The sequence below is a fragment of the Ensifer sp. ENS07 genome, assembly GCF_014852185.1.
Taxonomy (GTDB): domain Bacteria; phylum Pseudomonadota; class Alphaproteobacteria; order Rhizobiales; family Rhizobiaceae; genus Ensifer; species Ensifer adhaerens.
Genome location: NZ_JACVBE010000002.1, coordinates 976006 through 1001516, shown reverse-complemented (window position 1 = coordinate 1001516; position 25511 = coordinate 976006). Strand labels below are relative to the sequence as shown.

The 25511-nt window shown below is 63.2% G+C and carries 25 protein-coding genes; 11 read left to right on the top strand and 14 right to left on the bottom strand.

Annotated elements, in window-relative coordinates; translation table 11 throughout:
* Positions 1–102 precede the first annotated feature (102 nt).
* The 3 genes from IB277_RS12030 to IB277_RS12020 all read right to left on the bottom strand — a co-directional run bounded on the left by IB277_RS12030 (position 103) and on the right by IB277_RS12020 (position 4691).
* Positions 103–2487, bottom strand: coding sequence for a bifunctional diguanylate cyclase/phosphodiesterase (locus IB277_RS12030; protein ID WP_089045004.1), 2385 nt, complete (start codon positions 2485–2487; stop codon positions 103–105).
* A 259-nt stretch (positions 2488–2746) separates the two neighbouring features.
* Complete coding sequence (locus tag IB277_RS12025; RefSeq protein WP_034788765.1) at positions 2747–3355, bottom strand: 50S ribosomal protein L25/general stress protein Ctc; 609 nt, start codon at positions 3353–3355, stop codon at positions 2747–2749.
* 154 nt (positions 3356–3509) lie between these two features.
* Positions 3510–4691, bottom strand: a complete 1182-nt coding sequence (locus tag IB277_RS12020; protein WP_060606735.1) for a benzoate/H(+) symporter BenE family transporter — start codon at positions 4689–4691, stop codon at positions 3510–3512.
* A 249-nt stretch (positions 4692–4940) separates the two neighbouring features.
* Between IB277_RS12020 and IB277_RS12015 the strand changes: the two genes are divergently transcribed.
* The 3 genes from IB277_RS12015 to IB277_RS12005 all read left to right on the top strand — a co-directional run bounded on the left by IB277_RS12015 (position 4941) and on the right by IB277_RS12005 (position 8318).
* Complete coding sequence (locus IB277_RS12015) at positions 4941–5897, top strand: helix-turn-helix domain-containing protein (protein WP_060606738.1); 957 nt, start codon at positions 4941–4943, stop codon at positions 5895–5897.
* A gap of 356 nt (positions 5898–6253) precedes the next feature.
* Complete coding sequence (adh, locus tag IB277_RS12010; RefSeq protein ID WP_090298472.1) at positions 6254–7762, top strand: aldehyde dehydrogenase; 1509 nt, start codon at positions 6254–6256, stop codon at positions 7760–7762.
* A 157-nt stretch (positions 7763–7919) separates the two neighbouring features.
* A complete protein-coding gene (locus tag IB277_RS12005) occupies positions 7920–8318 on the top strand; it encodes a DUF779 domain-containing protein (RefSeq protein WP_060581759.1) in 399 nt (132 codons plus the stop codon).
* Positions 8319–8327: 9 nt separating this feature from the next.
* Here IB277_RS12005 and IB277_RS12000 read toward each other — a convergent pair whose 3' ends face one another.
* A complete protein-coding gene (locus IB277_RS12000) occupies positions 8328–9233 on the bottom strand; it encodes a LysR family transcriptional regulator (protein ID WP_090298476.1) in 906 nt (301 codons plus the stop codon).
* Positions 9234–9350: 117 nt separating this feature from the next.
* On the opposite strand from IB277_RS12000, the gene IB277_RS11995 reads away from it, so the two are divergent.
* Positions 9351–10379 (top strand): aldo/keto reductase, encoded by a 1029-nt coding sequence (locus tag IB277_RS11995; protein ID WP_090298554.1) that lies wholly within the window; start codon positions 9351–9353, stop codon positions 10377–10379.
* Positions 10380–10451: 72 nt separating this feature from the next.
* Here the strand turns inward: IB277_RS11995 and IB277_RS11990 are convergent, their stop codons facing one another.
* The 6 genes from IB277_RS11990 to lgt form a co-directional block, all read right to left on the bottom strand.
* Positions 10452–11384, bottom strand: a complete 933-nt coding sequence (locus tag IB277_RS11990; protein ID WP_034788749.1) for a ribose-phosphate pyrophosphokinase — start codon at positions 11382–11384, stop codon at positions 10452–10454.
* A gap of 207 nt (positions 11385–11591) precedes the next feature.
* Complete coding sequence (locus IB277_RS11985) at positions 11592–12431, bottom strand: hypothetical protein (RefSeq protein WP_060518713.1); 840 nt, start codon at positions 12429–12431, stop codon at positions 11592–11594.
* A gap of 89 nt (positions 12432–12520) precedes the next feature.
* Positions 12521–13672 (bottom strand): Xaa-Pro peptidase family protein, encoded by a 1152-nt coding sequence (locus IB277_RS11980; protein WP_034788744.1) that lies wholly within the window; start codon positions 13670–13672, stop codon positions 12521–12523.
* A gap of 1 nt (position 13673) precedes the next feature.
* On the bottom strand, positions 13674–14468 hold the full coding sequence (gene pgeF / locus IB277_RS11975) for a peptidoglycan editing factor PgeF (RefSeq protein ID WP_034788741.1): 795 nt from the start codon (positions 14466–14468) through the stop codon (positions 13674–13676).
* A 151-nt stretch (positions 14469–14619) separates the two neighbouring features.
* On the bottom strand, positions 14620–15723 hold the full coding sequence (locus tag IB277_RS11970) for a class I SAM-dependent methyltransferase (protein ID WP_034789036.1): 1104 nt from the start codon (positions 15721–15723) through the stop codon (positions 14620–14622).
* Positions 15724–15784: 61 nt separating this feature from the next.
* Positions 15785–16621, bottom strand: coding sequence for a prolipoprotein diacylglyceryl transferase (gene lgt / locus IB277_RS11965; RefSeq protein ID WP_034788738.1), 837 nt, complete (start codon positions 16619–16621; stop codon positions 15785–15787).
* Positions 16622–16837: 216 nt separating this feature from the next.
* Between lgt and IB277_RS11960 the strand changes: the two genes are divergently transcribed.
* The 6 genes from IB277_RS11960 to IB277_RS11935 all read left to right on the top strand — a co-directional run bounded on the left by IB277_RS11960 (position 16838) and on the right by IB277_RS11935 (position 21127).
* On the top strand, positions 16838–17098 hold the full coding sequence (locus tag IB277_RS11960; RefSeq protein ID WP_034789034.1) for an accessory factor UbiK family protein: 261 nt from the start codon (positions 16838–16840) through the stop codon (positions 17096–17098).
* 447 nt (positions 17099–17545) lie between these two features.
* Positions 17546–18046: a YbjN domain-containing protein gene (locus tag IB277_RS11955; RefSeq protein ID WP_034788736.1), complete on the top strand. Its 501-nt coding sequence runs from the start codon at positions 17546–17548 to the stop codon at positions 18044–18046.
* A gap of 2 nt (positions 18047–18048) precedes the next feature.
* On the top strand, positions 18049–18867 hold the full coding sequence (gene proC / locus IB277_RS11950) for a pyrroline-5-carboxylate reductase (protein ID WP_090298482.1): 819 nt from the start codon (positions 18049–18051) through the stop codon (positions 18865–18867).
* A gap of 351 nt (positions 18868–19218) precedes the next feature.
* Positions 19219–20178 carry a LysR family transcriptional regulator gene (locus IB277_RS11945; protein ID WP_060606766.1) on the top strand — a complete coding sequence of 320 codons (960 nt, stop codon included), beginning with the start codon at positions 19219–19221 and terminating at the stop codon, positions 20176–20178.
* 38 nt (positions 20179–20216) lie between these two features.
* On the top strand, positions 20217–20558 hold the full coding sequence (locus IB277_RS11940; protein WP_034789031.1) for a tRNA-binding protein: 342 nt from the start codon (positions 20217–20219) through the stop codon (positions 20556–20558).
* A gap of 5 nt (positions 20559–20563) precedes the next feature.
* Positions 20564–21127 carry a protein-tyrosine phosphatase family protein gene (locus IB277_RS11935; protein ID WP_090298491.1) on the top strand — a complete coding sequence of 188 codons (564 nt, stop codon included), beginning with the start codon at positions 20564–20566 and terminating at the stop codon, positions 21125–21127.
* 5 nt (positions 21128–21132) lie between these two features.
* On the opposite strand, the gene IB277_RS11930 is transcribed toward IB277_RS11935, so the two are convergent.
* From IB277_RS11930 to IB277_RS11915, 4 genes are read right to left on the bottom strand one after another with little or no spacing between them, the layout of a single operon-like run.
* A complete protein-coding gene (locus IB277_RS11930) occupies positions 21133–21636 on the bottom strand; it encodes a tetratricopeptide repeat protein (RefSeq protein WP_090298494.1) in 504 nt (167 codons plus the stop codon).
* A 55-nt stretch (positions 21637–21691) separates the two neighbouring features.
* On the bottom strand, positions 21692–23074 hold the full coding sequence (locus tag IB277_RS11925; protein ID WP_034788716.1) for an ATP-binding protein: 1383 nt from the start codon (positions 23072–23074) through the stop codon (positions 21692–21694).
* 32 nt (positions 23075–23106) lie between these two features.
* Positions 23107–23808 carry a response regulator gene (locus tag IB277_RS11920; RefSeq protein ID WP_043618070.1) on the bottom strand — a complete coding sequence of 234 codons (702 nt, stop codon included), beginning with the start codon at positions 23806–23808 and terminating at the stop codon, positions 23107–23109.
* Positions 23809–23853: 45 nt separating this feature from the next.
* Positions 23854–24333 (bottom strand): MarR family winged helix-turn-helix transcriptional regulator, encoded by a 480-nt coding sequence (locus IB277_RS11915; RefSeq protein WP_034788710.1) that lies wholly within the window; start codon positions 24331–24333, stop codon positions 23854–23856.
* A 268-nt stretch (positions 24334–24601) separates the two neighbouring features.
* Between IB277_RS11915 and IB277_RS11910 the strand changes: the two genes are divergently transcribed.
* Positions 24602–25492 (top strand): branched-chain amino acid aminotransferase, encoded by an 891-nt coding sequence (locus tag IB277_RS11910; protein ID WP_034788707.1) that lies wholly within the window; start codon positions 24602–24604, stop codon positions 25490–25492.
* The last annotated feature ends 19 nt before the right edge of the window (positions 25493–25511 follow it).

Sequence of the window (25511 nt, the reverse complement as noted above, 5' to 3'; positions counted from 1 at the left end):
TTCTGCGTCCGCCTTGCGACGGATCTTTCTTTCTATCCCCGGCCTGTGCTCGACCTTAGGCCCCAAAGCTCTCCCGCGCCCCAGGGAACCAGGTGGGTGAACTCATGCCCGCATGCTGGGTGCGGAAGCCGCTTTTGCCTCGGAGTCGCTTTCGAGCATGGCCAGCATCCGGTCGACCGGCATCGGACGGCTGAAGAGATAGCCCTGGCCGCAATCGACGCCGAGCTTGCGCAGCAGCTGCCACTGTTCCTTCGTCTCGATGCCTTCGGCAACGACGGTGCAGCCCATCTGGTGCGAGATCGTGCGGATGCCCTTGATCAGCATGCGGCTCTTGCGGCGGATATCGGCGGTGCCGGAGCTCAGCGACCGGGTGAAGGACTGATCGACCTTGACGATATCGACCGGGAAACGGTTGAGATAGCTCAGCGACGAATAGCCGGTGCCGAAATCGTCGAGCGCGATGCGGCAGCCGAATTCGTTGAGCTGCTTCAGCACCGAGTGAACTTCCGGATTGTCGAGCATCAGCACCGCTTCGGTGATCTCGACGACGATCCGGCTCGGCGAGATATGATGCTTCAGAAGCAGGGCCGCGAGCTTGTGCGGCAGCGTCAGTTCGAACTGCAGCGGTGAGAAGTTGACAGCGAGATAGGTGTTCTGGGTGCCGTCGAGCTCGGAGATCGCTGCCAGATGGCGGATTGCCTTTTCAAGGATCTGGTCGCCGATGCGGGCGATCATGCCGGTTTCTTCGGCGATGCCGATGATCTTGCCGGGCGCCATCAGGCCCTTTTCCGGGTGGTTGAGGCGCATCAGCGCCTCGAAGCCGGCGATCTGCCCATCGGCGAGGCTGACGATCGGTTGCAGCCAGGCTTCGAAGTGATCGTCCTTCAGGCCGGCTTCGATGCACTGCTCGATCTCGTGGCGCTCGCGCGAGGCGTCGAGCATGCCGGCGTCGAACACCTGCAGGCCATTCTTGCCGTCGTGCTTGCGCGCATACATCGCCATGTCCGCCTTCAGCAGCAGGTCGGAGGCGTTTTCGGCATGAGTCGGGTAGACGGCGATGCCGACGCTGGCGCTGACGAAAAGCTCGTTGCCGGCGATCGCCATCGGTTCGTGCAGCGCCGTGACGATGCGCTCGCCGATCTCGGCCGCAAGGTTCCCGGCGTTCGGATCGGAAAGCAGGATGGCGAATTCGTCGCCACCGAGCCGGGCCATGATGTCGCCGGGCGGCAGGGCGGCCTGTATGAGTTCGACCGTCTGGCGCAGCACTTCGTCGCCGGCGGCATGGCCGAAATTGTCGTTGATCCACTTGAAGCGGTCGAGGTCGATGAACAGGCAGCCGAGCTGCATGCCGCATTGATCGGCCTCGGTGATCGCCTCGTCGAGCGCGGCTTCGAAACCCTGGCGGTTCAACAGGCCGGTCAGGTGATCGGTGATCGCCTGGGTGTGGTTGCGGCTTTCCGCCTGCTTCAGCGCGGTCACGTCGGTCATGACCGAGAGCGACAGGCTGCTCTCGCCGGTCGCCTTCGTCTCCTGGATCAGCACGGTCATCGCTTCGCCATCCGCCTTGCGGAAGGGAACGGTCACTTCGCGGATGGCGTGATCGGCAACGGCGATCGTCTTGGCGTGGCTGCGATAGGTTTCGTGCCAGTGCGGATCGACGAAATCGATGAAGTCGCGCCCGACGACGTCGTCGCGGCTGTAGCCGGTCGCCAGCAGCCAATAGTCGCTGACGGCGAGCAGGCGCCCGTCGACATCCAGCGAAAACAGCATCGCCGGCGTCAGGTTGTAGATGTCGGTGACGCGCTCATGGGCGTTCTTCAGCTCGGTCTCTTCGCGCTCGAGGCGGTCCTGCATCTCGTTGAAGTTGGCGGCGAGTGCGCCCATTTCATCGTCGGAGGTCCAGTCGACGCGGTGGCGAGACCCGAGCCGGCGCGTAGCCTCGATCGCGGCGGTCAGGCGCATCAGCGGGCGCATCACCGTAAAGCGATTGCCGACGAGCGCAGCGGCAAAGACGATCGCGACCGCAAAAAGCAGGATGGCGAGAATCGCCAGTTCGTCCTTACTGAATTGCGACAGCAGACCCGGCGTCGGGACCCTGACTTCGATGCGTCCGACCTCTTTCATGCCATCGACCGACTGGTAGGAAATGGGCAGGATGAGGACCCGGTCCTTGGTGCTCGGCAACACGCCGCCCAGCGGCATCTGCGCGAGGATCGATCCGGATTGGTCGCGGATGGTGACGGAGAGGATGTCGGTGCCGTTTATCAGCGAACGGGCGATGTGCTTGATGGCGTCACTGTCAAAGTCCCAGATGGGCTTGCCGAGCGCCTCGGCGCTCGCGGCCATCAACAGTTCGATGTTGTGCAGGCGCTCGCGTGCAATGCGATCGCTGGAGATGCTGAGAAAGAGTGCAAGCAGCGGGGCAATGAAGACGAGCATCGCGCCGCAGACAATCGCAATAAACCGGTTCTCCACGGAGTGCATCATCGCATGCACGCCTCAGAAGCAGCTGCCACCCATCTCATATCAGGATTCTCTTCAGACAAGCCCATTTTCCCCGTCAGAAGAACATCATCAAAATCTTAAATGTTGCTGAAATCGCTTCATGATAATTCGTGGGGCGCGGCATCGATGCGGCCGAGTGACGGCGGGCAGCCGCCAATGCAAAAAGCCCGCCCCAAACGAATGGGACGGGCTTTCGATGAAGTGTGGCGGGACCGGCTTTCGCCGGTCGCCCAGAGGCCAATCAGGCTTCTGCTTCGCCTTCGGCTTCTTCCTTCACGCCACCGGCCGGAGCAACGATCGTTGCAATGGTGAAGTCGCGGTCGGTGATAACCGGGGTCGCGCCCTTCGGCAGCTTGATGTTGGAGATGTGAATGGCGTCGCCGACCTTGAGACCGGAGAGGTCAACGGTCAGGAATTCCGGAATGTCGTTAGCCGAAACGTTGAGTTCGACGTCGTGACGAACGATGTTGAGAACGCCGCCAGCCTTGAGGCCCGGGGACTTCTCTTCGTTTTCGAAGTGAACCGGAACTGCAACGGTAACCTGGCTGTCCTTGGAGACGCGCAGGAAGTCGACATGCATCGTGAAGTCACGGACCGGATCCAGCTGGTAGTCCTTCGGCAGGACGCGGATCTTTTCGCCGTTGACGTCGATGGTTGCAACGGTGGTCATGAAACCGCCGGCGTGGATCTTCATCGTCACTTCCTTGGTGGAGAGCGCGATGGAAAGGGGGGCCTGCTTGTCACCGTAGATGACAGCCGGGATAAGACCGTTGCGACGAAGTTCACGGGAGGACCCCTTACCAACCCGTTCGCGCGTCTCGGCCTTGAGCTCGTAGGATGCGTGGCTCATGGATAGACCTTTCTGTGTCTAATGCTGGAGAGTTCGACCGCCATGCGGAAGAACTGAAGCCGCAAGGACTTCATCCGCGTTGCCTCCAAGGGTGTCTACGCGGACGGGCGCTCCATAGACGAGATCCCCCGCAAATGCAAGCTTTGCCGCGGTTTCAGCTCTTTTTACCGGTGAAACGTGCGAGCGCCAGCATGGCACCGCCGGCAATCAGCCCCCAGAAGGCGCCAGAAACACCGCCGAAGCTGACGCCGGACGCGGTCACGAGGAAGGTGATTGCGGCCGCCTCACGGGTCTTCGGGTCCGTAAAGGCGGCCATGGCGGAGCCGGCGAAGGCACCGACGAGGGCAAGGCCCGCCACAGCCTCGATCAGGATCGACGGCGCAAGGCTGACGAAGGTGGTGACGACGCCGGCAAGCAGGCCGAAGAGGATGTAGAAGGCACCGGCATTGATCGCCGACCAGTAGCGCCGGTTGCGATCCGGATGGGAATCGCCGCCGGCGCACATGGCGGCCGTGATTGCAGCCAGATTGACCGCATGGCCGCCGAAGGGGGCGCTCAACATCGAAAAGACGCCGGTCGTCGCAAACAGCGGTCCCGGCTCCGGGTGATAGTCGTTGACCTTCAGCACGGCGATGCCGGGAATGTTCTGCGAGGCCATGGTGACGATGAAGAGCGGCAGGGCGATGCTGATCATGGCCGCGACGTTGAACTGCGGCATCACGAATTCCACGGTCGGTACCAGCGCCGAGGAGAGGGCGGAAAAGGCGCCGGCCGGGATTTCGACGCCGAAGGTGATGACCAGCACGAAGGCGATCAGCGCGGCGGGCACTGCATAGAGCTTGTTGATGCTGCCGACGAGTGCCCAGGCGATGAGAATCGGCAGGCCGAAAAGCGGATTGAAGGCGATCGCCTTGACAGGGGCAAAGCAGAGGCTGAGCAGCACGCCGGCCAGCATCGCATTGGCGAGCGGCGCCGGGATGGAGGAGACCAGGCGGCCGAGCGGTTTCCAGAGGCCGGCGACGACGACGAGCAGGCCGCAGACGAGAAAGGCGCCGACAGCGGCATTAAAGCCACCTTCGACGATGCCCGCGCTCGCAAGCAAGGCGGCGCCCGGCGTCGACCAGGCAATGCTGACCGGCAGCCGCGTCACGGCGCTGATGACGATGGCGCAAAGGCCCATGGAGATCGACAGCGCCATCAGCCCGGAGGCTGCCTGCGCTTCGCTGGCGCCGACGCCGATGAGCCCGTGCAGCACGACGGCAAAGGAACTGGCGAAGCCGACGAAGGCGATCAGCAGGCCCATGAACAGGCTCTGGAGCGAAAAGTCACGAAGCATGGCGGCAACCGGCTGTTGTGAGGTTGAGTCGCGGCAATTTGATCCTTTCGCGTAGCACATTCGGGCGCTCTGTCGATATCGGCGGCGTGATCCACCGATCAAACTCGTTGACAGGCGCCGGCTCTCGAACCTTCGTCTGGCTGGACCTTCGCGGAAAACGACGGCTATAGTGGCCCCCGTGGATGCGGCCTGCTTGGGAGATCGGCCGTGTCGACATTTCGCCGGACGACGCTTTCAGGGAGGAAGCCGATGGCTGCCGTCAGGGAACATTCAGACTATGTCTACAAGGTTGCGCACCAGCCGTCGGCGGCTGCCAGTTCGCCGATCGCCGCGTCGTGGCGCCGGTGCATGACGCTGCATGGGCTGGCACCCGAGGAGGGGCGTCAGCCGCTCAGACTGTCCGGCGCGGAGTTCGAGCTTGCCCGGCAGAGGTCGGCCGAGCTGATCCTGGAAGCGGGCGGTGAACTCGACCGGCTGTTCGCCACCGTCGGCCGGGCCGGCTGCTGCCTGCTTTTGACTGACGACAAGGGCGTGGCGCTGGAACGCCGCGGCGCCGTCGGCGACGATGCCGATTTTCGCGATGTCGGGCTCTGGTCGGGTACGGTCTGGAGCGAGGCAAGCGTCGGCACCAACGGCATCGGCACCGCGATCGCCGACGAGCGCGCCGTCGTCATCCAGCGCGACCAGCATTTCCTCAGCAGCAATATCGGCCTCAGTTGCACCACGGCGCCGATCCGCGACCATCTCGGCCGGTTGGCCGCGGCCATCGATATCTCCACCTGCCGCTCGGACGCCTCCGAAATGACCATGTCGCTCTTGTCGCAGGCGGTGCGCGACGCGGCTGCGCGCATCGAGGCAGGCCTTTTCCGTCGCGCCTTTGCCAGCGCGCGCATCGTGCTGGTCCCGGTCGATCGCGCCGGGCCGGCGCTTCTCGCCGTCGACCGCGACGACCTCGTGCTAGGCGCAACGCGTGCAGCCCGGCAATGGCTCGATCTCGACGACAAACGCATTGCCGCCGGAGTTCCGGCCTCTGACCTTCTGCGGGAAGATACGTCGGGTGATGCCGGCGAGCTTCCCGATGCGGAGCGTGCTGCGCTTCGACGGGTGCTCTCGCGCGCCAACGGCAATGTCTCCATGGCGGCCGATCTGCTCGGCATCAGCCGCGCCACGCTTTACCGCAAGATGAAGCGGCTTCAGGTCAACTGACCGCACAACATTCTCGATCTGCTCCTCACCATAGCCCTCTCCCCGCATACGGGGAGAGGGGACGTGCCTTACGGCGGTCTTCGTGCTTGGGTGACTACGTTGATTGGGACGTGGGGGCTGCCGCTTGCCCCTTCTCCCCGCTCGCGGGGAGAAGGGGCAAGCGGCAGGGGGATGAGGTGCAGCTTCCGATCGTGTCCGTTCCCGTTTGCTGCGTTGCAGCACAGTAGCTGGCGCCTGGCTGTCTCAATTCTGAAACAGATCGCGTCGCGGGCGATCACGCCTCACTATCGAAGACAACCGAACCGCTCCACGCTCCTCCTCACAGCTCCATTGCTGGGTCTCAGGGAGGAATGAGCATGCTGCATCAGAAGATCGTCGAAAGCCCGTTCAAACAGAAATACGGCAACTTCATCGGCGGGGAATGGCGCGAGCCGGTGGCCGGCCGCTACTTCGACAATACGACGCCGGTGACCGGCGGTGTGCTTTGCCAGGTGGCGCGCTCGGATGCCGCCGATATCGAGTTGGCGCTCGATGCTGCCCATGCCGTCCGCGAGAAATGGGGCCGCACCTCGGCCGCCGAGCGTTCCAACATCCTGATGAAGATCGCCGGCCGGATGGAGGACAATCTCGAACTGCTGGCACGGGCCGAGACCTTCGACAACGGCAAGCCGATCCGCGAGACCATGGCCGCCGACATTCCGCTGGCCATCGACCATTTCCGCTATTTCGCCGCCTGCATCCGTGCCCAGGAAGGTTCGATCGGCGAGATTGACCATGACACGGTCGCCTATCACTTCCACGAGCCGCTCGGCGTCGTCGGTCAGATCATCCCCTGGAACTTCCCGATCCTGATGGCCGCCTGGAAGCTGGCGCCGGCACTTGCGGCCGGCAACTGCGTCGTGCTGAAACCGGCGGAGCAGACACCGGCGTCGATCCTCGTCTGGGCGGAGCTGATCGGCGATCTCCTTCCGGCCGGCGTGCTCAACATCGTCAATGGTTTCGGTCTCGAAGCCGGCAAGCCGCTCGCCACCAGCCCGCGCATCGCCAAGATCGCCTTTACCGGCGAGACGACGACCGGGCGGCTGATCATGCAATATGCCAGCCAGAACCTTATTCCGGTGACGCTGGAGCTCGGCGGCAAGTCGCCGAACATCTTCTTCGCCGATGTGCTCGCCGAAGACGACGACTACTTCGACAAGGCGCTCGAAGGCTTTGCCATGTTCGCGCTGAACCAGGGTGAGGTTTGCACCTGCCCGAGCCGCGCACTGGTGCAGGAGAGCATCTATGACCGCTTCATCGAACGGGCGGTAAAACGCGTCGAGGCGATCCGCCAGGGCAATCCGCTCGACAGCGCCACGATGATCGGCGCGCAGGCGTCGAGCGAACAGCTCGAAAAGATCCTCTCCTACATCGATATCGGCAAACAGGAAGGCGCCGAGGTGCTGACCGGCGGCGGCCGCAATGTGCTCGAAGGCGAGCTGTCGGAAGGCTTCTACGTCAAGCCGACCGTTTTCCGCGGGCACAACAAGATGCGCGTGTTCCAGGAGGAGATCTTCGGGCCTGTCGTTTCGGTCACCACCTTCAAGACCGAGGCCGAAGCGCTGGAGATCGCCAACGACACGCTCTATGGCCTCGGAGCCGGTGTGTGGAGCCGCGATGCCAACCGCTGCTACCGCTTCGGCCGCGAGATCCAGGCCGGGCGTGTGTGGACCAATTGCTATCACGCCTATCCGGCGCATGCGGCCTTCGGCGGCTACAAGCAGTCCGGCATCGGCCGCGAGACGCACAAGATGATGCTCGATCACTACCAGCAGACCAAGAACATGCTGGTGAGCTACAGCCCCAAGGCGCTCGGCTTCTTCTGATTGGATCTGCCTTCCCCGCCGCCTGGGGAAGGCGACAGGAGCGGGAGGGAGGGTGTTCTCCTCCTTTACCTCTCGCTCGATCAACGGCTGAGGCGTGCTCTCCACCCGCGCCTCAGCCGGCTTTTTGCAGAATGCTCTCGAACAGTGAGGCTCGCGAATGTCCACTGAACTCATAGGATCCAGCGGAATCGGCGAACCCCGCGTGCTTGCAACCGATGCGGCGCTCGGCTTCATCGCCGAAATCCGGCGGGATCACCCCGATATCCTGTTTCACCAGTCCGGTGGCTGCTGCGACGGCTCGTCGCCCATGTGTTATCCGGCCGATGACTACATCGTCGGCGACAATGACGTGAAGCTCGGCGAGATCGGCGGCGTGCCTGTCTATATCAGCGCCAGCCAGTTCGAAGTGTGGAAACACACGCAACTGATCATCGACGTGGTGCCGGGCAGGGGCGGCATGTTTTCGCTCGACAACGGACGGGAGAGACGTTTCCTGACGCGCTCCCGGCTCTTTGGCGGCGGCGAGGCCTGTGCCGTGGTTTTCCGTGGACGGTGAGCTGCGGAACTATGTCCGCTCCCGCATGACTTTTGCCGCCAGGTCCAGAAAGGCCCGCAGTTTTGGCTGTGTCTGGGCCTTGGCGGGGAAATAGATGAACAGACCTGGCGACGTCGGCAGATAGGCTTCGAGCACCCGTTCGAGGCGGCCGCTCGCAACGGCGTCGCGCACCGAAAGATCCGGCAGATAGGCAAGCCCGGTGCCGGCCTCCGCCATCTCCATGAGCATCTGAAAATCATTGACGGTGAGGGCGCCCGGAGCATCGACCGAGACGTCGCGCCCCTCGCGCTCGAACTCCCAGCGGTAGATCGTGCCGGATCCCGGATAACGATAGCGGACGGCTTCGTGGCGCGTCACGTCCTCGGGTGTCGACGGCCGCCCGTGCTTGACAAAATAGGAGGGCGAACCGACCACGGCCCACGTGATGTCAGGCGTCAGCCGGACGGCAATCATGTCGCGCTCGACCGCTTCGCCGATGCGCATACCGGCATCGAAGCCATGTTCGGTGATGTCGACGGCCGCATCGTCGATGGAGACTTCGACGGAAACGTCTGGATAGGCCTGGCGAAACCGCGGCAGGAGGGGCGTCAGCACAAGTGGGATGGCCATGCGCGGCACGGTCAGCCGGAGATTGCCCATCGGCCGGTCGCGAAAATCGCCGAGCAACTCATAGGCGTCGGCGATCTCGGTGGCGGCGGGACGTACGCGCTTCAGGAAGGCGAGGCCCGCCTCGGTCAGAGCAACGCGCCGGGTGGTGCGCACGAAAAGCTGGAGGCCGAGGCGGGCTTCGAGCGCCCTGATCGTCTGGCTGACGGCATTGGGCGTGACGCCGAGCGCCGCCGCTGCTGCGGTGAAGCTCTTTGCTTCTGCCACCGCCAGAAACTCTCTCAGTCCGTTGAAAGGGTCGTTCGCCATCCGGCGATTATGAAGCAACTCTTCCAAGCCCATCAAGAAGGCGGTGGTTTTTCACCGCAATCCACTTCGGCATGATCTGTCCAACGGCAACCTGTCTTTCAGAGGATGGAGATCGACATGCAATATACGACGCTTGGAAATACCGGTCTGGTGGTTTCGCGCCTCGCCTTCGGGGCGATGACGTTTACTGCCGGCGACCGCAGCCTCGGCGCGGTCTACAAGACCGATGCCGAGGCTGCCGACGCCCTTGTCGGGCAGGCGCTCGATGCCGGCATCAATTTCTTCGACACCGCCGACGCCTATGCCTCCGGCCAGTCGGAGCGGATCCTGGGTGCGGCGCTCAAATCACGTCGCGACGAGGTGGTGATCGCCACCAAAGTCGGTTTCCGCACCGGCACGTCGCTCAACCAGGCCGGTCTGTCGCGCCGTCACATTCTCTGGTCGGTCGACCAGAGCCTGAAGCGGCTCGCAACCGACTGGATCGACGCCTATATCGTCCACAAGGAAGACCCGCATACGCCGCTTGAGGAAACGCTCGCAGCGCTCGACGCGGTCGTGCGCTCCGGCAAGGTACGCTATATCGGCTTTTCCAACTGGTCGGCCTGGAAGGTGGCAGCGGCCCTCGAAATCCAGAAGGCCAACGGACTGGCACCTTTCACCCATGGCCAGATGCACTATTCGCTGCTCGGCCGCGACGTCGAGCGTGACGTCATTCCGATGATGCAGCGCTATGGGCTGGGGCTGACGGTGTGGAGCCCACTCGCCTCGGGTTTCCTTTCGGGCAAGTACACCCGCGACAATCTCGGCGATCCGGACAACCGCTATTCCGGCTTCGACATCCTGCCCTTCGACAAGGAGCAGGGCTTCAAGCTGGTGGAGCGCATGCGCGGCATCGCCGGCGAACATCGGGCGAGTGTCGCCCAGGTGGCGATCGCCTGGCTGCTTTCGAAGAGGGCGGTGACCAGTGTGCTGCTCGGCGCTTCCAAGCCCCACCAGTTGAAGGACAATCTTGGCGCCGCCGATCTCGCTCTGACGGCGCCGGAGATCTCGGCGCTCGATGCCGAGACCGTGCCGGCGCCTGTCTATCCCAACTGGTTCATCGACAATCTCGTCGACCAGCCGCTGGCCCAGGCGTTCGGGGAGTAACCGCGTCCCGCAACGAAAAACGCCGGCGCGTATGGCGCCGGCGATTTGGAAATTCGGGCGTTCCGGACGACCTCAGTCGAAGAGGCTCGATACCGACTCTTCCTGGCTCGTGCGGCTGATGGCTTCGCCGAGCAGGCCCGCGGTCGAGATGACGCGGATGTTGTGGGCTGACTGGACGGCGGTCGTCGGCTGGATCGAGTCGGTGATGACCAGTTCCTTCAGCATCGACGAGGTAACGCGGGCAACCGCGCCGCCGGAGAGAACGCCGTGGGTGATGTAGGCGGTGACGCTGGTCGCGCCGTTCTTTAAAAGCGCCTCGGCCGCGTTGCAGAGCGTGCCGCCGGAATCGACGATGTCGTCGATCAGCAGGCAGTCCTTGCCCTTCACGTCGCCGATGACGTTCATGACTTCGGATTCACCCGGACGGTCGCGGCGCTTGTCGACGATCGCCAGCAGACAGTCGAGACGCTTGGCAAGCGCACGGGCGCGTACCACGCCGCCGACGTCCGGCGAAACGACCATGACGTTCTTCAGGTCGTAGTTTTCCTTGACGTCGCGCGCCAGGATCGGGATCGCATAGAGGTTGTCGGTCGGGATGTCGAAGAAGCCCTGGATCTGGCCGGCATGAAGATCGAGGGTCAGCACGCGGTCGGCGCCGGCTTCGGTGATCAGGTTGGAGACCAGCTTGGCTGAGATCGGCGTGCGCGGACCGGGTTTGCGGTCCTGGCGGGCATAGCCGAAATAGGGAAGCACGGCAGTGATGCGGCGAGCGGAGGAGCGGCGCACCGCGTCGATCATGATGAGCAGTTCCATCAGGTGATCGTTGGTGGGAAACGAGGTCGACTGGATGATGAAGACATCCTCGCCGCGTACGTTTTCGCCGATCTCGACGAAGATTTCCTGATCGGCGAAACGGCGTACCGTCGCTTTGCCGAGAGGCAGGTTGAGATAGTTGCAGATCGCTTCGGCCAGGAGCCGGTTCGAATTACCTGCGAAAACCTTCATTGACGGACCGCCTTGAGCTGGCGCGGTCACCGTCCGGTACTTTTCCGGCAGCGGTGTTTTCCGCGCAGATTCCGAGAGCCATTCCAATCGCGGTCATTCTTTGCGGATGGCCGCCGTTCAGAGCTGATCGGCCGCTTTTTAGCGAGACTGAACTTGAATGCAAGGGGAATGCTGCGCCGCGAAGGCCAATATCCTAAAAACTTTGTGTCAACCGGCTTGAGATTGCCGCCATTCGAGATAGGCGTCGATGGTTTTCGTCGCAATTCCCTGCATGGTTGTGTCCGGAACGCCACTCCACAAATCCGTGCCGCCGCCGGGAACCTGATCCTGTCCTTGGATGCGGTGCAGGCGGTTGCCGCTGCCGTCGAGCACGTCCCAAACATAAACGACCGTCGTCTTGTCGCCGTCCTTCAGCGCCGAGAAATAGCCTTTGAGGATATGCTCGCTGCTGGCGTCCGCCGAGCCCTTGATCGTCAGGCCGCGGGCGCGAGCGTCGGCACCGAGCTGTTTGGAAAGCGGTGTCACCGCCTGGACCGGTGCGCCGATGATCGGCAGGAAGCGGATCGTGCCGCTCGCGGCAGCACTTGCCTTCGGCAGGGCGGCGACGGTCGGCTGGCTCTGGATTTCTTCGGCCGCGGCCGCCGCCTGCTGAACGGGCGTGTGCTGTATTGGCGCCTGTTCCACCGGTGCCTGGCGGCTCTCGATCGTGTTCTGGACGGGCTCGGAACCGGCGGCAAGCCGGCTTGCCTGTCCCTCGAAGGTGCCGGCCGGATCGGTATAGGTCGCGTCGCCGGTGGCATAGGCCGTCGGTGTGTTCGACGGAGCCGGCTGAGGCGAATAGGCGGTGGTCTGGCTGACGGGTTCGCGCTGCACCGGCGCCATCGCCGTCTGCGTCGACATGGCGTCGAGGTCGGATTGCGTCACTGGCGGCGAGCGGAAGGTTCCCCCGCCGACGTCAACCTGTGGCGTCAGCATCTCGGTGCTGTTGCAGGCGGCGAGCGCAATGGCGAGGCCAAGAGCTACGATGGGCGTGGTGAGCTTTCGCATGTTCAAACCGTCCGTCCGTTTCTTCGCGGCAGTTTCCTGAAACGTCTCCTGTCGTCTGCCATTACGAACGCAAGTCTAGGCGGATTTCCCTAAGCAGAAATGAAGTCCAGGCCGTAACGCGACAGCGCGCGCGGCGTGTCTGTCGTGGTGAGGTAGGTCTGGCCAAGCGTCATGGCGGTGCCGCTGTCGGAATCCATAATGATCATGTGCACGAACAGCGACATGTTCGGCTCGATCTCCTGGGGATTGCCGAGGTGGAACATCTGCTGCTCCATCCAGGAGGGGGAGAAGCGGGCGCCGAGCGAATAGCCGCAGGCGTTCAGCCGGTGGCGGGCAAGGCCGCGTTCGTCCATGATCCTGGCGTGCACGTCGAAGACGGTGCCGAAGGTGTTGCCGGGGCGAAGCACCATCTCGATCGCCTGGATGGTTTCGCGGCAGGCGCTGTAGAGTTCGCGATGGCGATTGGTCGGCTCGCCGATGACGACGGTGCGCATCATCGCCGCATGATAGTGAGCACTGACGCCGGCCCATTCCAGCGTAAGCTGGTCCTGGCTGTCCAGCAGGCGCCGTCCGGACTTGTAGCGGCAGAGCAGCGCATCGGCGCCGGAGCCGATGATGAACTCGTTGGCCGGATAGTCGCCGCCGCCGGCAAGGATCGTTCCCTGCATCGCGGCCAGAATGTCGGCCTCGTTGCCGCCAGGACGAATGAGGGGCAGGGCGGCATCGAGCGCGTCGTCGGCAAGGCTTGCGGCCTTTTCGACATGGGCGATTTCCGCCTCGCTCTTGATCAGGCGCAGGCGGCCGACCAGATGCGAGGCGTCGATCAGCTCGCCAAAGGTCTGTAGCTGCCGGTCGATCAGCCGCGCGGCGCGGCCGGTCATGCCGTGGGTGTCGTATTCGATGCCGATGCGGCAGCCGAGCAGGTCGAGTTCGCTCAAGAGGTTCTTGAGATCCATGGTCGGGTCGGCATTGGCCCGGTCGACCCAGATCTCGATACGCTCGATGTTCGATGTATGACGGGCCTGGCGCAGGTCGGCCGAGCGCGTCAAAAGCACCATCGAGCCGTCCTTCTTGACGACCAGCGTCTGGAAGAAGCAGTAGCCGAAGGTGTCGTAGCCGGTCAGCCAGTACATGCTCTCCTGGGCGAAAAGCAGCACCGCGTCCAGCTTCTCCTCGCGCATCTTCTCCGTCAGCCGCTCGAGACGGCTTGCATATTCTTCCTGGGCAAAGTGAAGCGCCATGTCAGGTCCCTCGTATGCAAATGGCGGAAATCTGTCGGCCGTAGTCCGGTTCCTGCCTGTGGGTCGTGCGCCGATAGGAGAAGAAACGCTCCTCGTCGGCATAGGTGCAGATGTCGAGATTCTCGGCGGCAACGCCCGCTTCGACCAGCCGTTTGATCGTCAGCCCTGGCAGGTCGAACATGGCATGGCCGTCGCGCTCCGAAGGCCGGAAGAAAGTGGCGTAGCTTTCGTTCGCCGCGACGAAGCGTTCTACGAACTCGGAGCCGACCTCATAGTTCCGACGGCTGATCGACGGGCCGAGGCAGGCGACGATGCGCTCGCGCTGCGCGCCGAGCGAAACCATCGTGTCGATGGTGCTTTCGAGCACGCCACCGAGCGCGCCCTTCCAGCCGGCATGCGCGGCACCGATGACGTTGGCTTCGGCATCGGCAAAGAGGATGGGGCCGCAATCGGCCGAGAGCACGCCGAGCACGATGCCCGGCGTTGCCGTCACCAGCGCATCGGCCTCGGGGCGGGCGCCGTCGTAGCTTTCGTCGACCACCACGGCGTCTGGGGAATGGACCTGGTGCACGGTCGCCAGGCGCTCTGGCGAGGCGCCGAACCAGCGGGCGACGCGGGCGCGGTTCTCGTTGACATGGGTACGCTCGTCCTTGGAGCCAAGCCCGACATTGAGGCCGCGATAGATCCCTTCGGAAACGCCGCCTGTTCGGGTGAAATAGCCATGGGCGATTGCCGGTCCGGCCTTCTCGCTGAAAAGCGAGCTTTGCACAGGAGAGAGCGCGGCGTCATGCTGCATTGGTATATTCGCCTTTGCTTTATCAGGAAAATCAATGGGTTTGGGCGCGCGCTCCGGCCCGGCGACTGGCTCTTGATTTGCCGGCGCGATGTTGACCCGCGACGGCAGGGCTGTCAATTCCCGAACGGCAGGGGTGCCGTCGGGTGGAGGTTCAAGCCTTCGGTTTGCGGAACGGCGAGAGCGGCACCGGCGGGCTGCTGACGGCCAGGACCTTGAACAGTTCGCCCATCTTTCCGGCGCCTGCGCCGGCAAGCCTCTCGACGTCCTGGCGGATGGTTTCCTGCGTCAGCGCATCCTTGTCGCGGCCAAGGGCCGCGGCGCGTTCCAGAAGACCGAGGCCGACCAAAAAATCGCCCTGGTGGGCAAGACCGTTGATCTGCACATCGTCCGTCTTGGCGCGGCGGGCGAGTTGCTCGAAATCGACGTGGCTGGTGAGATCGGCGCGGCCGGGGCTGGCGAGCGGCGGATCGTATTCGTGATCGCGCACGGCCTGCAGCGTATCGCCATAGCCGGTAGCCATATGGCCATAGTCGATGATCACGGCGGTGCCGCCGCTGATCTTCAACCGTTCGCAGAGGGCCGACATGACAGCGTCGCGGGCGGGAGCAATCTCGAAGATCGTGCCTTCGGCAACACCCTGCGCCGGCGTCGGAAGAAGCTCGGGATCGATGCCGGCAACGCCGGCGGCAAAGGTCAGTTCGTCCGTGGCATCAAGCCCGACCATGCGCTCGCGGAAGCCTTGCGCCGTGCGCACGAACTGCCGGATCGGAATGGCGTCGAAAAGCTCGTTGGCGGCAAGCAGCAGGAAGCCTTCCGGCAGGGTCTCGAAGCTCGTGTGCCATTCGACCTTGTGACCATGGGCGGCGAGCGTTTCCGACTGCACCTTACGCAGCCGTTCGCTGGTTTCGACGAGATGCACGCCGGCGGAAGCATAGAGATCAGGTGCCAGGCGGCGCACGACGCGCAGCATGTCGGCCATCATCGTGCCGCGGCCGGGGCCGATTTCAGCAATCACGGCGCCCTCAGGCTTGCCGTGCTGCTGCCAGGCATGGACGAGGAAGATGCCGATCATCTCGCCGAAGAGCTGGCTGATCTCCGGCGCCGTGGTGAAGTCGCCTTCCTTGCCGAAGGGCTCGTGCACACGGTAGTAGCCGTGCTCCGGATCCGCCAGGCAAAGCGAGAAATAATCGGTGACGCTGATCGGCCCGTGGGTCTTGATCAGCGCCTTGATCTTGTCCGCAAGTGGTGTCGTCATGCCTTCGTCCAATTCGCGGGGCGGCGGCCGGAATAGCCGCGCGCCCTTGCCCCATCCGCTCTCAGGTGGCTGCGCGCCGCGCCCGGGCAATGGCCCAGATGCCGGCGAGCGCCATTGGCAGCGACAAAAGCATGCCCATGGTCAGCCAGCCACCGACAAGATAGCCGATCTGCGCGTCCGGTTCGCGGAAGAATTCGACGAAAATGCGGCTCAGGGCATAGCCGAGCACGAAGATGCCGGTGACGAGCCCCGGGGATTTCAACGCGTGACGACGATAGATGAACCAGGCGAGGACGGAGAGCAGGACGATACCTTCAAGGGCGGCCTCGTAGAGCTGGCTCGGGTGGCGGGCGAACGGACCGCCGGTCGGGAATACGATCGCCCAGGGCATCGACGAGAGGCGGCCCCAGAGTTCGCCGTTGATGAAGTTGGCGATACGACCGAAGAACAGGCCGATCGGGACGACGGCGGCGACAATGTCGAACAGGCTCCAGATGGCGATCTTGTTCTTGCGCGCAAACAGGATCATGGCGAGTGTCGTGCCGAGGAAGCCGCCGTGGAACGACATGCCGCCGTTCCAGATTTCCAGCGCGCGGATCGGATTGGCGAGCACTGAGCCGAGATCGTAGAAGAGAATGTAGCCGATGCGGCCGCCGAGCACGATGCCGCCGGCGGCCCACAGCAGGAAGTCGTCGAGCTGCTGCAGCGTGATGGCCGGCTTGTCGTCCCGCCAGAGCGAGGCGTTCATCGCCAGGCGCCGGGCGTAGAACCAGCCGAGCAGAATGCCCGCCACATAGGCGAGCCCGTACCAGTGGATGGCCAGCGGGCCGATCTGGACGATAACGGGGTCGATTTCGGGGAAGGGGAGGATGGCGAGGCGGGTCGCTAATGTTTCCAATTTATTGTTCTCGTGCCGGGCCGGTTGTTTCGGCGGACCATGGCGAGCGATTTCACCTCGGTCAAGGGCGGCAATGCGCGCCCCGGACACAGGGTCGTGAAGGGAGCCGTGATGGCGCGCGTGATTTTTCTTGCATCGCGCGGCCGGTGACCCTACCTGAAACCCATGGACCGCATCGCGCCTTTAGAGGCGATGGCTGATATGGAGATCGCGACGATGAGCACAGGCACCAACCGCATCCTGGATGACTTTGCCAAGCTGATGACCGATGCTGCCGGCGCCGCTCAAGGCGTGCGCCGCGAGGTTGAAACGGCCTTCCGGGCGCAGGCGGAGCGGGCGCTGAATTCGCTCGACGTCGTCAAGCGCGAAGAGTTCGAAATGGTCAAGGAAATGGCCATCAAGGCGCGCGAGGAAAACGATGCGCTTCTGGCCCGTATTGAGGCTCTCGAAGCGCGTCTCGTCGATACGGGCAAGTAACGCGATTCCCTTGAAATAACGGCATTTCAGCGTTTTTACTTCGCCCGCGGACCTCATCTGCGGGCGTTTTGCTGTGGTTCAGCCGCATAGGTCTGAAACGGCATGATGGGTGGTTAATAAAACCTGAAAAGTTTTCCACCTGTGGACACTGCCAAAAAACCCTTATGGCAGAGTCAGTTAAGCTCAACCGCTTCATTCACATGACAACGTGGACGCGATTGTTCACGGCTATTTTTGGGCCGAGGGGCTGGCAGCCTGACTCCGCCATTATACACTGATTTTAAATGATGATTCGAAACGAACCACGTAAGCTCCGGGCAGGGTAAGTCAGCCAGGATGGATGTGAGTTCAGCAATCATACGTGTTTGTAATCGGTGTTGGGTTTGCGGCGTTGCGTCTTGTGAGCGTGATGACGCATGCCCGTGCCACACCTATGCAGGGTGATGCATGAGCCTTTTGGAAATGGAAGTCGAGCGCCAATCCAACCCGGTCGATATGATCGAGTTCGTGGCTGCCAATAACGACTGGTCGTTCGAACGATCCGGCGAAGACGAAATCGCCATGACGGTCGAAGGCAAGTGGGCGGACTACCACGTTTCCTTCTCCTGGATGGAGGAATTCGAGGCGCTGCACCTGGCCTGTGCCTTCGACATCAAGGTGTCGGAAAGCCGGGTCAACGAAGTCATCCGTCTGCTCTCCCATATCAATGGGCAGGTTTTGATGGGCCACTTCGATCTGTGGCGCCAGGAGGAAGTGGTGATCTTCCGCCAGTCGCTGCTGCTTGCCGGCGGCGCCGAGCCCACCAACCAGCAGGTCGAAGTTCTGCTTTCGAGCGCACTCGACGCTTGCGAATCCTATTATCAGGCGTTTCAATTCGTCGTCTGGTCCGGCATGGACGCGCAGCGCGCCGTCGATGCCGTCCTGTTCGAAACGGTTGGAGAAGCCTGATCATGACGAACGCCGCTTCCGGTCCCATCGTGCTCGTCGGCGCCGGCAATATGGGCGGCGCCATGCTTTCGGGCTGGCTGAAGAGCGGCGTTAAAGGCGCGGACGTTCTCGTCGTCGATCCCGGCCCGCCGCCGGCCATGGCGCAGCTGATCTCGGACAACGGCGTGACGCATGCGACCTCGGTACCGTTGGGTGTCCAGGCGGGTGTGATCTTCCTTGCGGTCAAGCCGCAGGTGATGGACGCCGTCTTGCCGCCGCTGAAATCTCTCGTCGGCCCGGATACCGTCATCGTTTCGGTTGCTGCCGGCAAGACGCTTTCCTTCATCGAAGCCCATCTTGGTGCCGCGGCGACCGTGCGCGCCATGCCGAATACCCCGGCCATGATCGGCCGCGGTGTCACCGGCGCCTTTGCCAATGCCCGCGTCAGCGATCAGCAGCGCGCTCGGGTTCATGATCTCCTGAAGGTCAGCGGTCCGGTCGAATGGGTCCGCACCGAAGCCGAGATCGATGCCGTCACCGCCGTTTCGGGCAGCGGTCCGGCCTATGTCTTCTACCTCGTCGAATGCATGGCCGAGGCGGGCCGCAAGGCCGGCCTTGAGGCGGACCTCGCCATGCGGCTCGCGCGGGAAACCGTCGCTGGGGCTGGCGAACTTTTGCACCAGTCGCCTGACGAAGCCGCGCGGCTGCGCCAGAACGTGACCTCGCCCGGCGGCACGACGGCTGCGGCACTGTCCGTGCTGATGGCCGACGACGGCATGCAGCCGCTGTTTGACAAGGCGATCGCTGCGGCGCGCAAGCGCGCGGAAGAACTCGCAGGCTGAATATTGAATGCGGCTGGCCCCATGTTGGGCCGGCATGGCGCCTGGCCTAAGGGTTTCGCGCCGGGGAAGCGCCGGCGCAGGCCCCATGATCGCGGCTTGGCTGGCGATTGACGAGACTTCTCCAGATTGTGCCGATCACGCGGCGGCAGAGGTCGCCGATCGCAATGCTGCGTTGACGCCGAGCCCAGGAATGCAGCTCATAACTCATCGGCAGACTGCTGCTCGGCTGCTTGCCCATTTCCGTTACTCCTCAAGCTTCGCTGTCTGAGTTCCGGTCCAAGCTACAGCCTGTCGCTCGCGGCGATAATCCATGTTAAATTCCGTTTATCTGTGACGAAATGGAATAGATAGATGGATCGACAGGAAGCCATGGCGGTGTTTCTCGCTGTCGTCGAGGAGGGAGATTTCTCGGCGGCGGCGCGGCGGTTGCGCATGACGCCATCGGCGGTCAGCAAGATCGTTGGCCGGCTGGAGGCGCGCCTTGGCGTGCGCCTGCTGCAGCGATCGACGCGCAGCATCAGCCTGACGAGCGAAGGCAGCGCCTATGCGGAATCGAGCCGCCGCATCCTCGGCGACATGGAAGATGCGGAGGTTGCGATCCAACCGGGGGCGGTGCCGCGCGGGCGGCTGCGGGTGAGCCTGCCCAGCGCCTTCGGTCATCGTCTGATCGTGCCCATGCTGCCTGATTTCATCGAACGGTTTCCGGAGATCGACCTGGAACTCGATTTCAGCGACGCGGTCGTCGACCTCATGAACGGTGAGGCGGATGTTGCGCTGCGGGTGGCGGAACAAAGCGACAGCACGCTGGTGACGCGGCGGCTCGCACCAAACCGTCGCGTCATCTGCGCTGCACCCGCCTATCTCGAGCGGCACGGCGCGCCGCAAACGCCTGACGACCTGCAGCGGCATGTCTGCCTTGCCATCACCGCCCGCGGCCGTCTCAACGTTTGGGAATTTCAGGATGGCAACGGCCGGCGTGCGATCCGTGTTCGTGGCTCCGTCGAAGCCAACAGCACCGAAGCGCTCCGACGGCTTGCGCTCGCAGGCATCGGCATCGTGCGCCTTTCCGAACTGCTCGTGGGCGGAGATATCAAGGCGGGATTGCTGGTGCCGCTTCTGACCGGCAGCAACTATGCCGAGGCAGAGCCGATCACGGTCGTCTATCCGCACCGGCGATTCTTGCCGCCACGCGTGCGTGTTTTCGTCGATTTCCTTGCCGAGCAGTTCGCGCGTCGCCCATGGGAGGAGGCCAGATTTCGCGGGGAGCCCGCCGAGGCCGCCGTGCTTCCGAAATCTCGCCCGATGCTTTAATCCAGCTCCTCGGATGAGATTTCACATAGGGAATGACGATGGCTGAAACTATTGAATTTGCTGATTTCGAGCGCGTGGACATTCGCGTGGGCACCATCGTCGAGGCCGAACCGTTTCCGGAAGCGCGTAAGCCGGCCATCAAGCTGAAAATCGATTTCGGCCCGGAAATCGGCATAAAAAAGTCATCAGCGCAAATCACGGTGCATTATCGTCCGGAGGATCTCGTCGGGCGGCAGGTGCTGGGCGTTGTCAATTTTCCGCCGCGCCAGATCGGACCTGTGCGCTCTGAAGTGCTGACGCTGGGCTTTGCAGACGAGGCCGGTGCGATCGTGCTGGCTGCCACCGAACGGCCGGTCCCCAACGGCAAGAAATTGATGTGATCCCCATGAACATTGCTTTCGAAGTGATCCCCGAGCGCGTCAAGGTGTCCTGCCTTTGGCGCGCCGCCGATGCCGCGCGCGACTGGCGCGCAAGTCATGTGCTGTCGCTGCTCGATCCCGAATTGCCGGATGCCAACGTGCCCGTGATTGCGGACGCCAGCCACCGGGTCGTGCGCATGCGCGACCAGGAAAACCCGACCGCCACCCAGCATTTCCCGGATCTGGTGCTCGAAGTTTTCGAGGCGATGCGCCCGGCGGCCGAGCATGCTGAGAGCCGCATTCTCGTGCATTGCCATGCCGGCGTCAGCCGCTCGACGGCCTTTGCCTATGGTCTGATTGCGCATCAGCTTGGCGCGGGACGAGAGGACGAAGCCTTCCGGGCGCTCTTGACGATCACCCGCAAGCCCTGGCCGAATCGCCGCATCATCGAGATCCTCGATGCCGCCCTTGGCCGCGGCGGCCGACTGCTCGCGCCGCTCGATGTCATGCGCGCCCGTCATCCGCGCCGTATCGACGCCTGGCACCGTTTCAACGAACGACGCGGCCTGACGTCGATCTACCAGCGCTGACGGGCTCAACTCTCCGGCAACAGCATCTCGGCGTAGCGCTTGAGTGAGCGGTTGTAGCGGGGGAGGTGCCGTGACAGGCTGGCGAGCGCGAGCGCGGCCGCCTGTTGCGCCTGGCCAGTATCGACGAGGCAGAGCGCCAGGAAGGCGACGACCGCATCGTCGAGTTCGTCCGATGGCTTGTCCCGCTCGGCGGTGAGCAGGGCGACACCTTCTTTGGCGCGGCCGAGATTGCGCAGGGTGCTGGCGAGCTGGATGGTGGCCCGTCGGCGGCGAATTCCCTGAAGACCGTTTTCCAGCGCCTGCCGGTAGAGCGGCTCCGCCTTCATCTCATGGCCGGTCGAATCCTGCGCCGAGGCTCTTTCGAACAATCCGATGGCATGTCCTGCCGGCAGTTCGGCGGCAAGGGCATCGATGCGGGCGATAAAGGCGTCGCTATCTGTCGGGTCGAAGGTTGCCCAGAGTTCGGCCAGCCGTCGCTCCCAGTCAGCCCAATCGATGGCGTCTACCATGGCCCGTTCCCCTTAGCCCATTCGTGGCCAGAAGTGGCCCGCCCGCGCGGGAACGTCAAGCCGGGACGCGCACCGTTGCCCTGAGGCCGCCGAGCGGGCTGTCGCCAAGCGTGACGTTGCCCCCGTGGCTGCGGGCGATATCGCGGGCGATCGCCAGCCCGAGGCCGGTGCCGGAACTGTCGAGATTGCGGGCTTCGTCGAGGCGGAAGAACGGCTTGAACACATCCTCGCGCGAACGTTCGGGAATACCTGGGCCGTCATCGTCGACGGTGATGGTGAGCCACTTGGCACTGTGGCGCGCATCGATCTTGACAGTGTTGGCGTAGCGGTAGGCGTTCGAGGCGATGTTGGCGACGAGACGGGTGAAGGCGTTTGGCCGCACGCGGATATCGTCTTCCCCCTCGATGGATGTGGTCAGGGTCTTGCCGAGCAGTTCGGCTTCAGCGGCGAGCCGGGTCATCAGGTCGCTGAGTTTCAGCTGGCCGACGTCCTCCTCCGCTTCGCTGCGGGCGAAGGCCAGATAGCCTTCCAGCATGTTCTGCATGTCATCGACGTCCTGGTTCAGGCCTTCGAGATCGGGGTTGTTGCCGGCAAGCGCCAGCTGCAGCTTGAAGCGGGTGAGGATGGTTCGAAGATCGTGGCTGACGCCAGTCAGCATCGCGGTGCGCTGCTCGATCTGGCGTTCGATGCGCTCGCGCATCTGGATGAAGGCGAGGCCGGCGCGGCGGATTTCATCGGCGCCGCGCGGCGCGAAGTCGTCGATCTTCTGGCCCTTGCCGAAGCTTTCGGCCGCCTTGGTCAAGGCCAGGATCGGGCGGATCTGGCCGCGCAGGAAGAGCACCGCGATCGTCAGCAGCACCAGCGAGGCCGCCACCATCCAGACGAGGAAGATGTGGGTGTTGGAAGCGTAGGCCTGGTTGCGCCGGGCATAGACGCGCAGGATGCGGCCGTCATCGAGCTTGATGCGGATCTCGACGAGCTTGGAGTTGCCGACCGTATCGATCCAGAAGGGGCGGCGGACCTGGTTGGAAATCTCTTCGCCGAGGATCTGGTCGAGGATTTCGAAGAAGGGGCTGGGGCGCGGCGGCGGCAGTTCGCCGGGCGGGTCCACGGAGATGCTGAGATCGAGCTGATCGCGGGCGATGCGGATGATCTCGGAGATGTCGCGGTCGGCAGGGAAGGTGTCGATAAGATCGACGATCGCGGCAATGTCCCCGGTGACGGCGGCCGACAGGCGCTGCGTCACCAGCTGCCAGTGGCGCTCCATGAAGATGAAGGCGACCACCGACTGCAGAAGCACCATGGGAATGATGACGATCAGCAGCGAGCGGGCGTAAAGCCCCATGGGCAGGCGACGGCGCAGCCAGCGGGTGAACCGCCTCCAGGCATTGTCGTTCGCCCCGGATGCGCCGTGCTCTATGCCGTCAAAGCTTGCCATGGTTTGCCGCGCTCATCGGAAAGGCTGCCATTTCAGTCCACGCTCAGCCGGTAGCCGATGCCGCGCACCGTCTGCAGCCAGACGGGGTTGGACGGGTCGTCCTCGATCTTGCGGCGCAGGCGGTTGATCTGCACGTCGATCGTGCGCTCGCCGACTTCGGCATCGTCGCCGATCAACTCGTGGCGCGGGATGGTTTCGCCGGCACGTTGCGAAAAGAGTGTCATGATCTCCTGCTCGCGGTCCGTCAGGCGGATGTGATCGGCGCCACGACGCAGCTCCTTGCGCACCACCGAGAAGGTGTAGGGACCGAAGATCACCTGGTCGACCTTGGGGGCCTGGGCCGGCTGGTTGCGGCGCAGGATGTTGTTGATGCGCAGCACCAGTTCGCGCGGGTCGAAGGGCTTCGACAGATAATCGTCGGCGCCGGCCTCGAGACCCTCGATGCGGGAGTTGGATTCCGCCAGCGCCGTCAACATCAGGATCGGCACGGTCTTGATTTGCCTGAGGCTCTGGGTGAGCGAAATGCCGCTTTCGCCGGGCATCATCACGTCGACGATCAGAAGGTCGAAGTCGAGGCCGACGAGCTTGCGTCGGGCTTCGTCCGCATCGGACGCGGTCGTCACGCGAAAACCCTGTTCGACCAGGTAGCGGTTGAGCAGATCGCGGATGCGCCGGTCGTCGTCAACGACCAGAAGGTGAGCCGCATCGTCCGAGACAGTCGCTTTTGTCGTCATTCCACGCTTCCCAAGTTGCAGGTCAGACCCGCGCTACGGCGGGCGTCAGTCTGCGGCGTTGTTCTTCATCCCGGCGAGAAAGCGCTTGACCGTTTCGCGCGCGCCCGGACCGGTTCTTGCCAATGCATCGGCTATGCGGCGGGACTGTGGCTCGGCAAGCGCACGCGCCAGTGCCTGGCCTTCTTCCGTCGTGTAGAGCATCCGCTGGCGCCGGTCTTCAGGGCCGGTTTCCTGGCGAATATACCCGGAGTCGATCAGTTGCTTCAGCACCCGGGCAAGGCTCTGCTTGGTAATCTTCAGCGTGTCCAGGAGGTCGGCGACTGTCATGCCCGGCTCGCGGTCGACAAAGTGCACGACGCGGTGGTGCGCCCGTCCGAAGCCGCTCTTTTCCAGGATCGCATCCGGGTCGGAGGTGAAGTCGCGATAGGCGAAGAAGAGCAGCTCGATGATCTCGAAATCGATCGTATCGTCATCGGCGGCGGCATCGTTCAGATACCGGGTGTTCTCTTTGGATTGGCCGGCCACGCGGTCATTTCCTTTCAGCCTGATTGCAACTTGCGAAACATTCGAAAAAATATGTCAGCTTTGTTGACATATTTTTACCATAGCATTAGCGTCCATGCTCGGTAAGCGAGACATTTGGCGTTGGCAACATCTGAAAGGATATGCCGTGCCGTTCCGATCGCAAATCCAAAATCACGAAATTGAATTTTCCCTCAATCAGTTTGCCGATAGACTGAAAGCAGGGCGATAATCAACTAAGAATGGCGCGCATGCGCCGGAGGATGACACCATGGCAGCGGTTCCTTTTGATCAGTTGGACGGACAGATCTGGTTCAACGGCGAGTTCGTCGCGTGGAAGGATGCCAAGATTCACGTGCTGACCCACGGCCTGCACTATGCCAGCGCGGTCTTTGAGGGCGAGCGCGCCTATGGCGGGCGCATCTTCAAGCTGACCGAGCACAACCAGCGCCTGCATCAGTCCGCCGAAATCCTCGGCTTCAAGATCCCTTATTCGGTGGAAGAACTGGACGCAGCCAGCGTCGAGCTTCTGAAGCGTCAGGGCTTCTCCGAGGCCTATGTGCGGCCGATCGCCTGGCGCGGCAGCGAGAGCATGGGCGTTTCGGCGCAGAACAACCGCATCAACGTCGCCATCGCCATCTGGCAGTGGGGCAGCTATTTCAACCCGGCCGAAAAGCTCAAGGGCATCCGGCTCGATATCGCAGAATATCGCCGCCCGGATCCGCAGACGGCACCTTCGAAGTCGAAAGCCGCCGGCCTCTACATGATCTGCACCATCTCCAAGCATGCGGCCGAGGCCAAGGGCTATGCGGACGCGATGATGCTGGATTACCGCGGCCGCGTGGCCGAAGCGACCGGTGCCAACATCTTCTTCGTCAAGGACGGCGTCATCCACACGCCGGTGCCGGATTGCTTCCTCGACGGCATCACCCGTCGCACGGTGATCGAGCTTGCCAAGCGCCGCGGCTATGAAGTGGTCGAGCGGGCGATCATGCCGGAGGAACTGTCCGGTTTCAGCGAATGCTTCCTCACCGGCTCGGCCGCCGAAGTGACGCCGGTTTCCGAAATCGGTCCTTACCGCTTCACGCCGGCGACGATCTGCGAAACGCTGATGAACGACTACATGAAGGAAGTCTATCCGGTTGCCGCGGCAGCCGAGTAACGGCATCCGGAATGCTCTC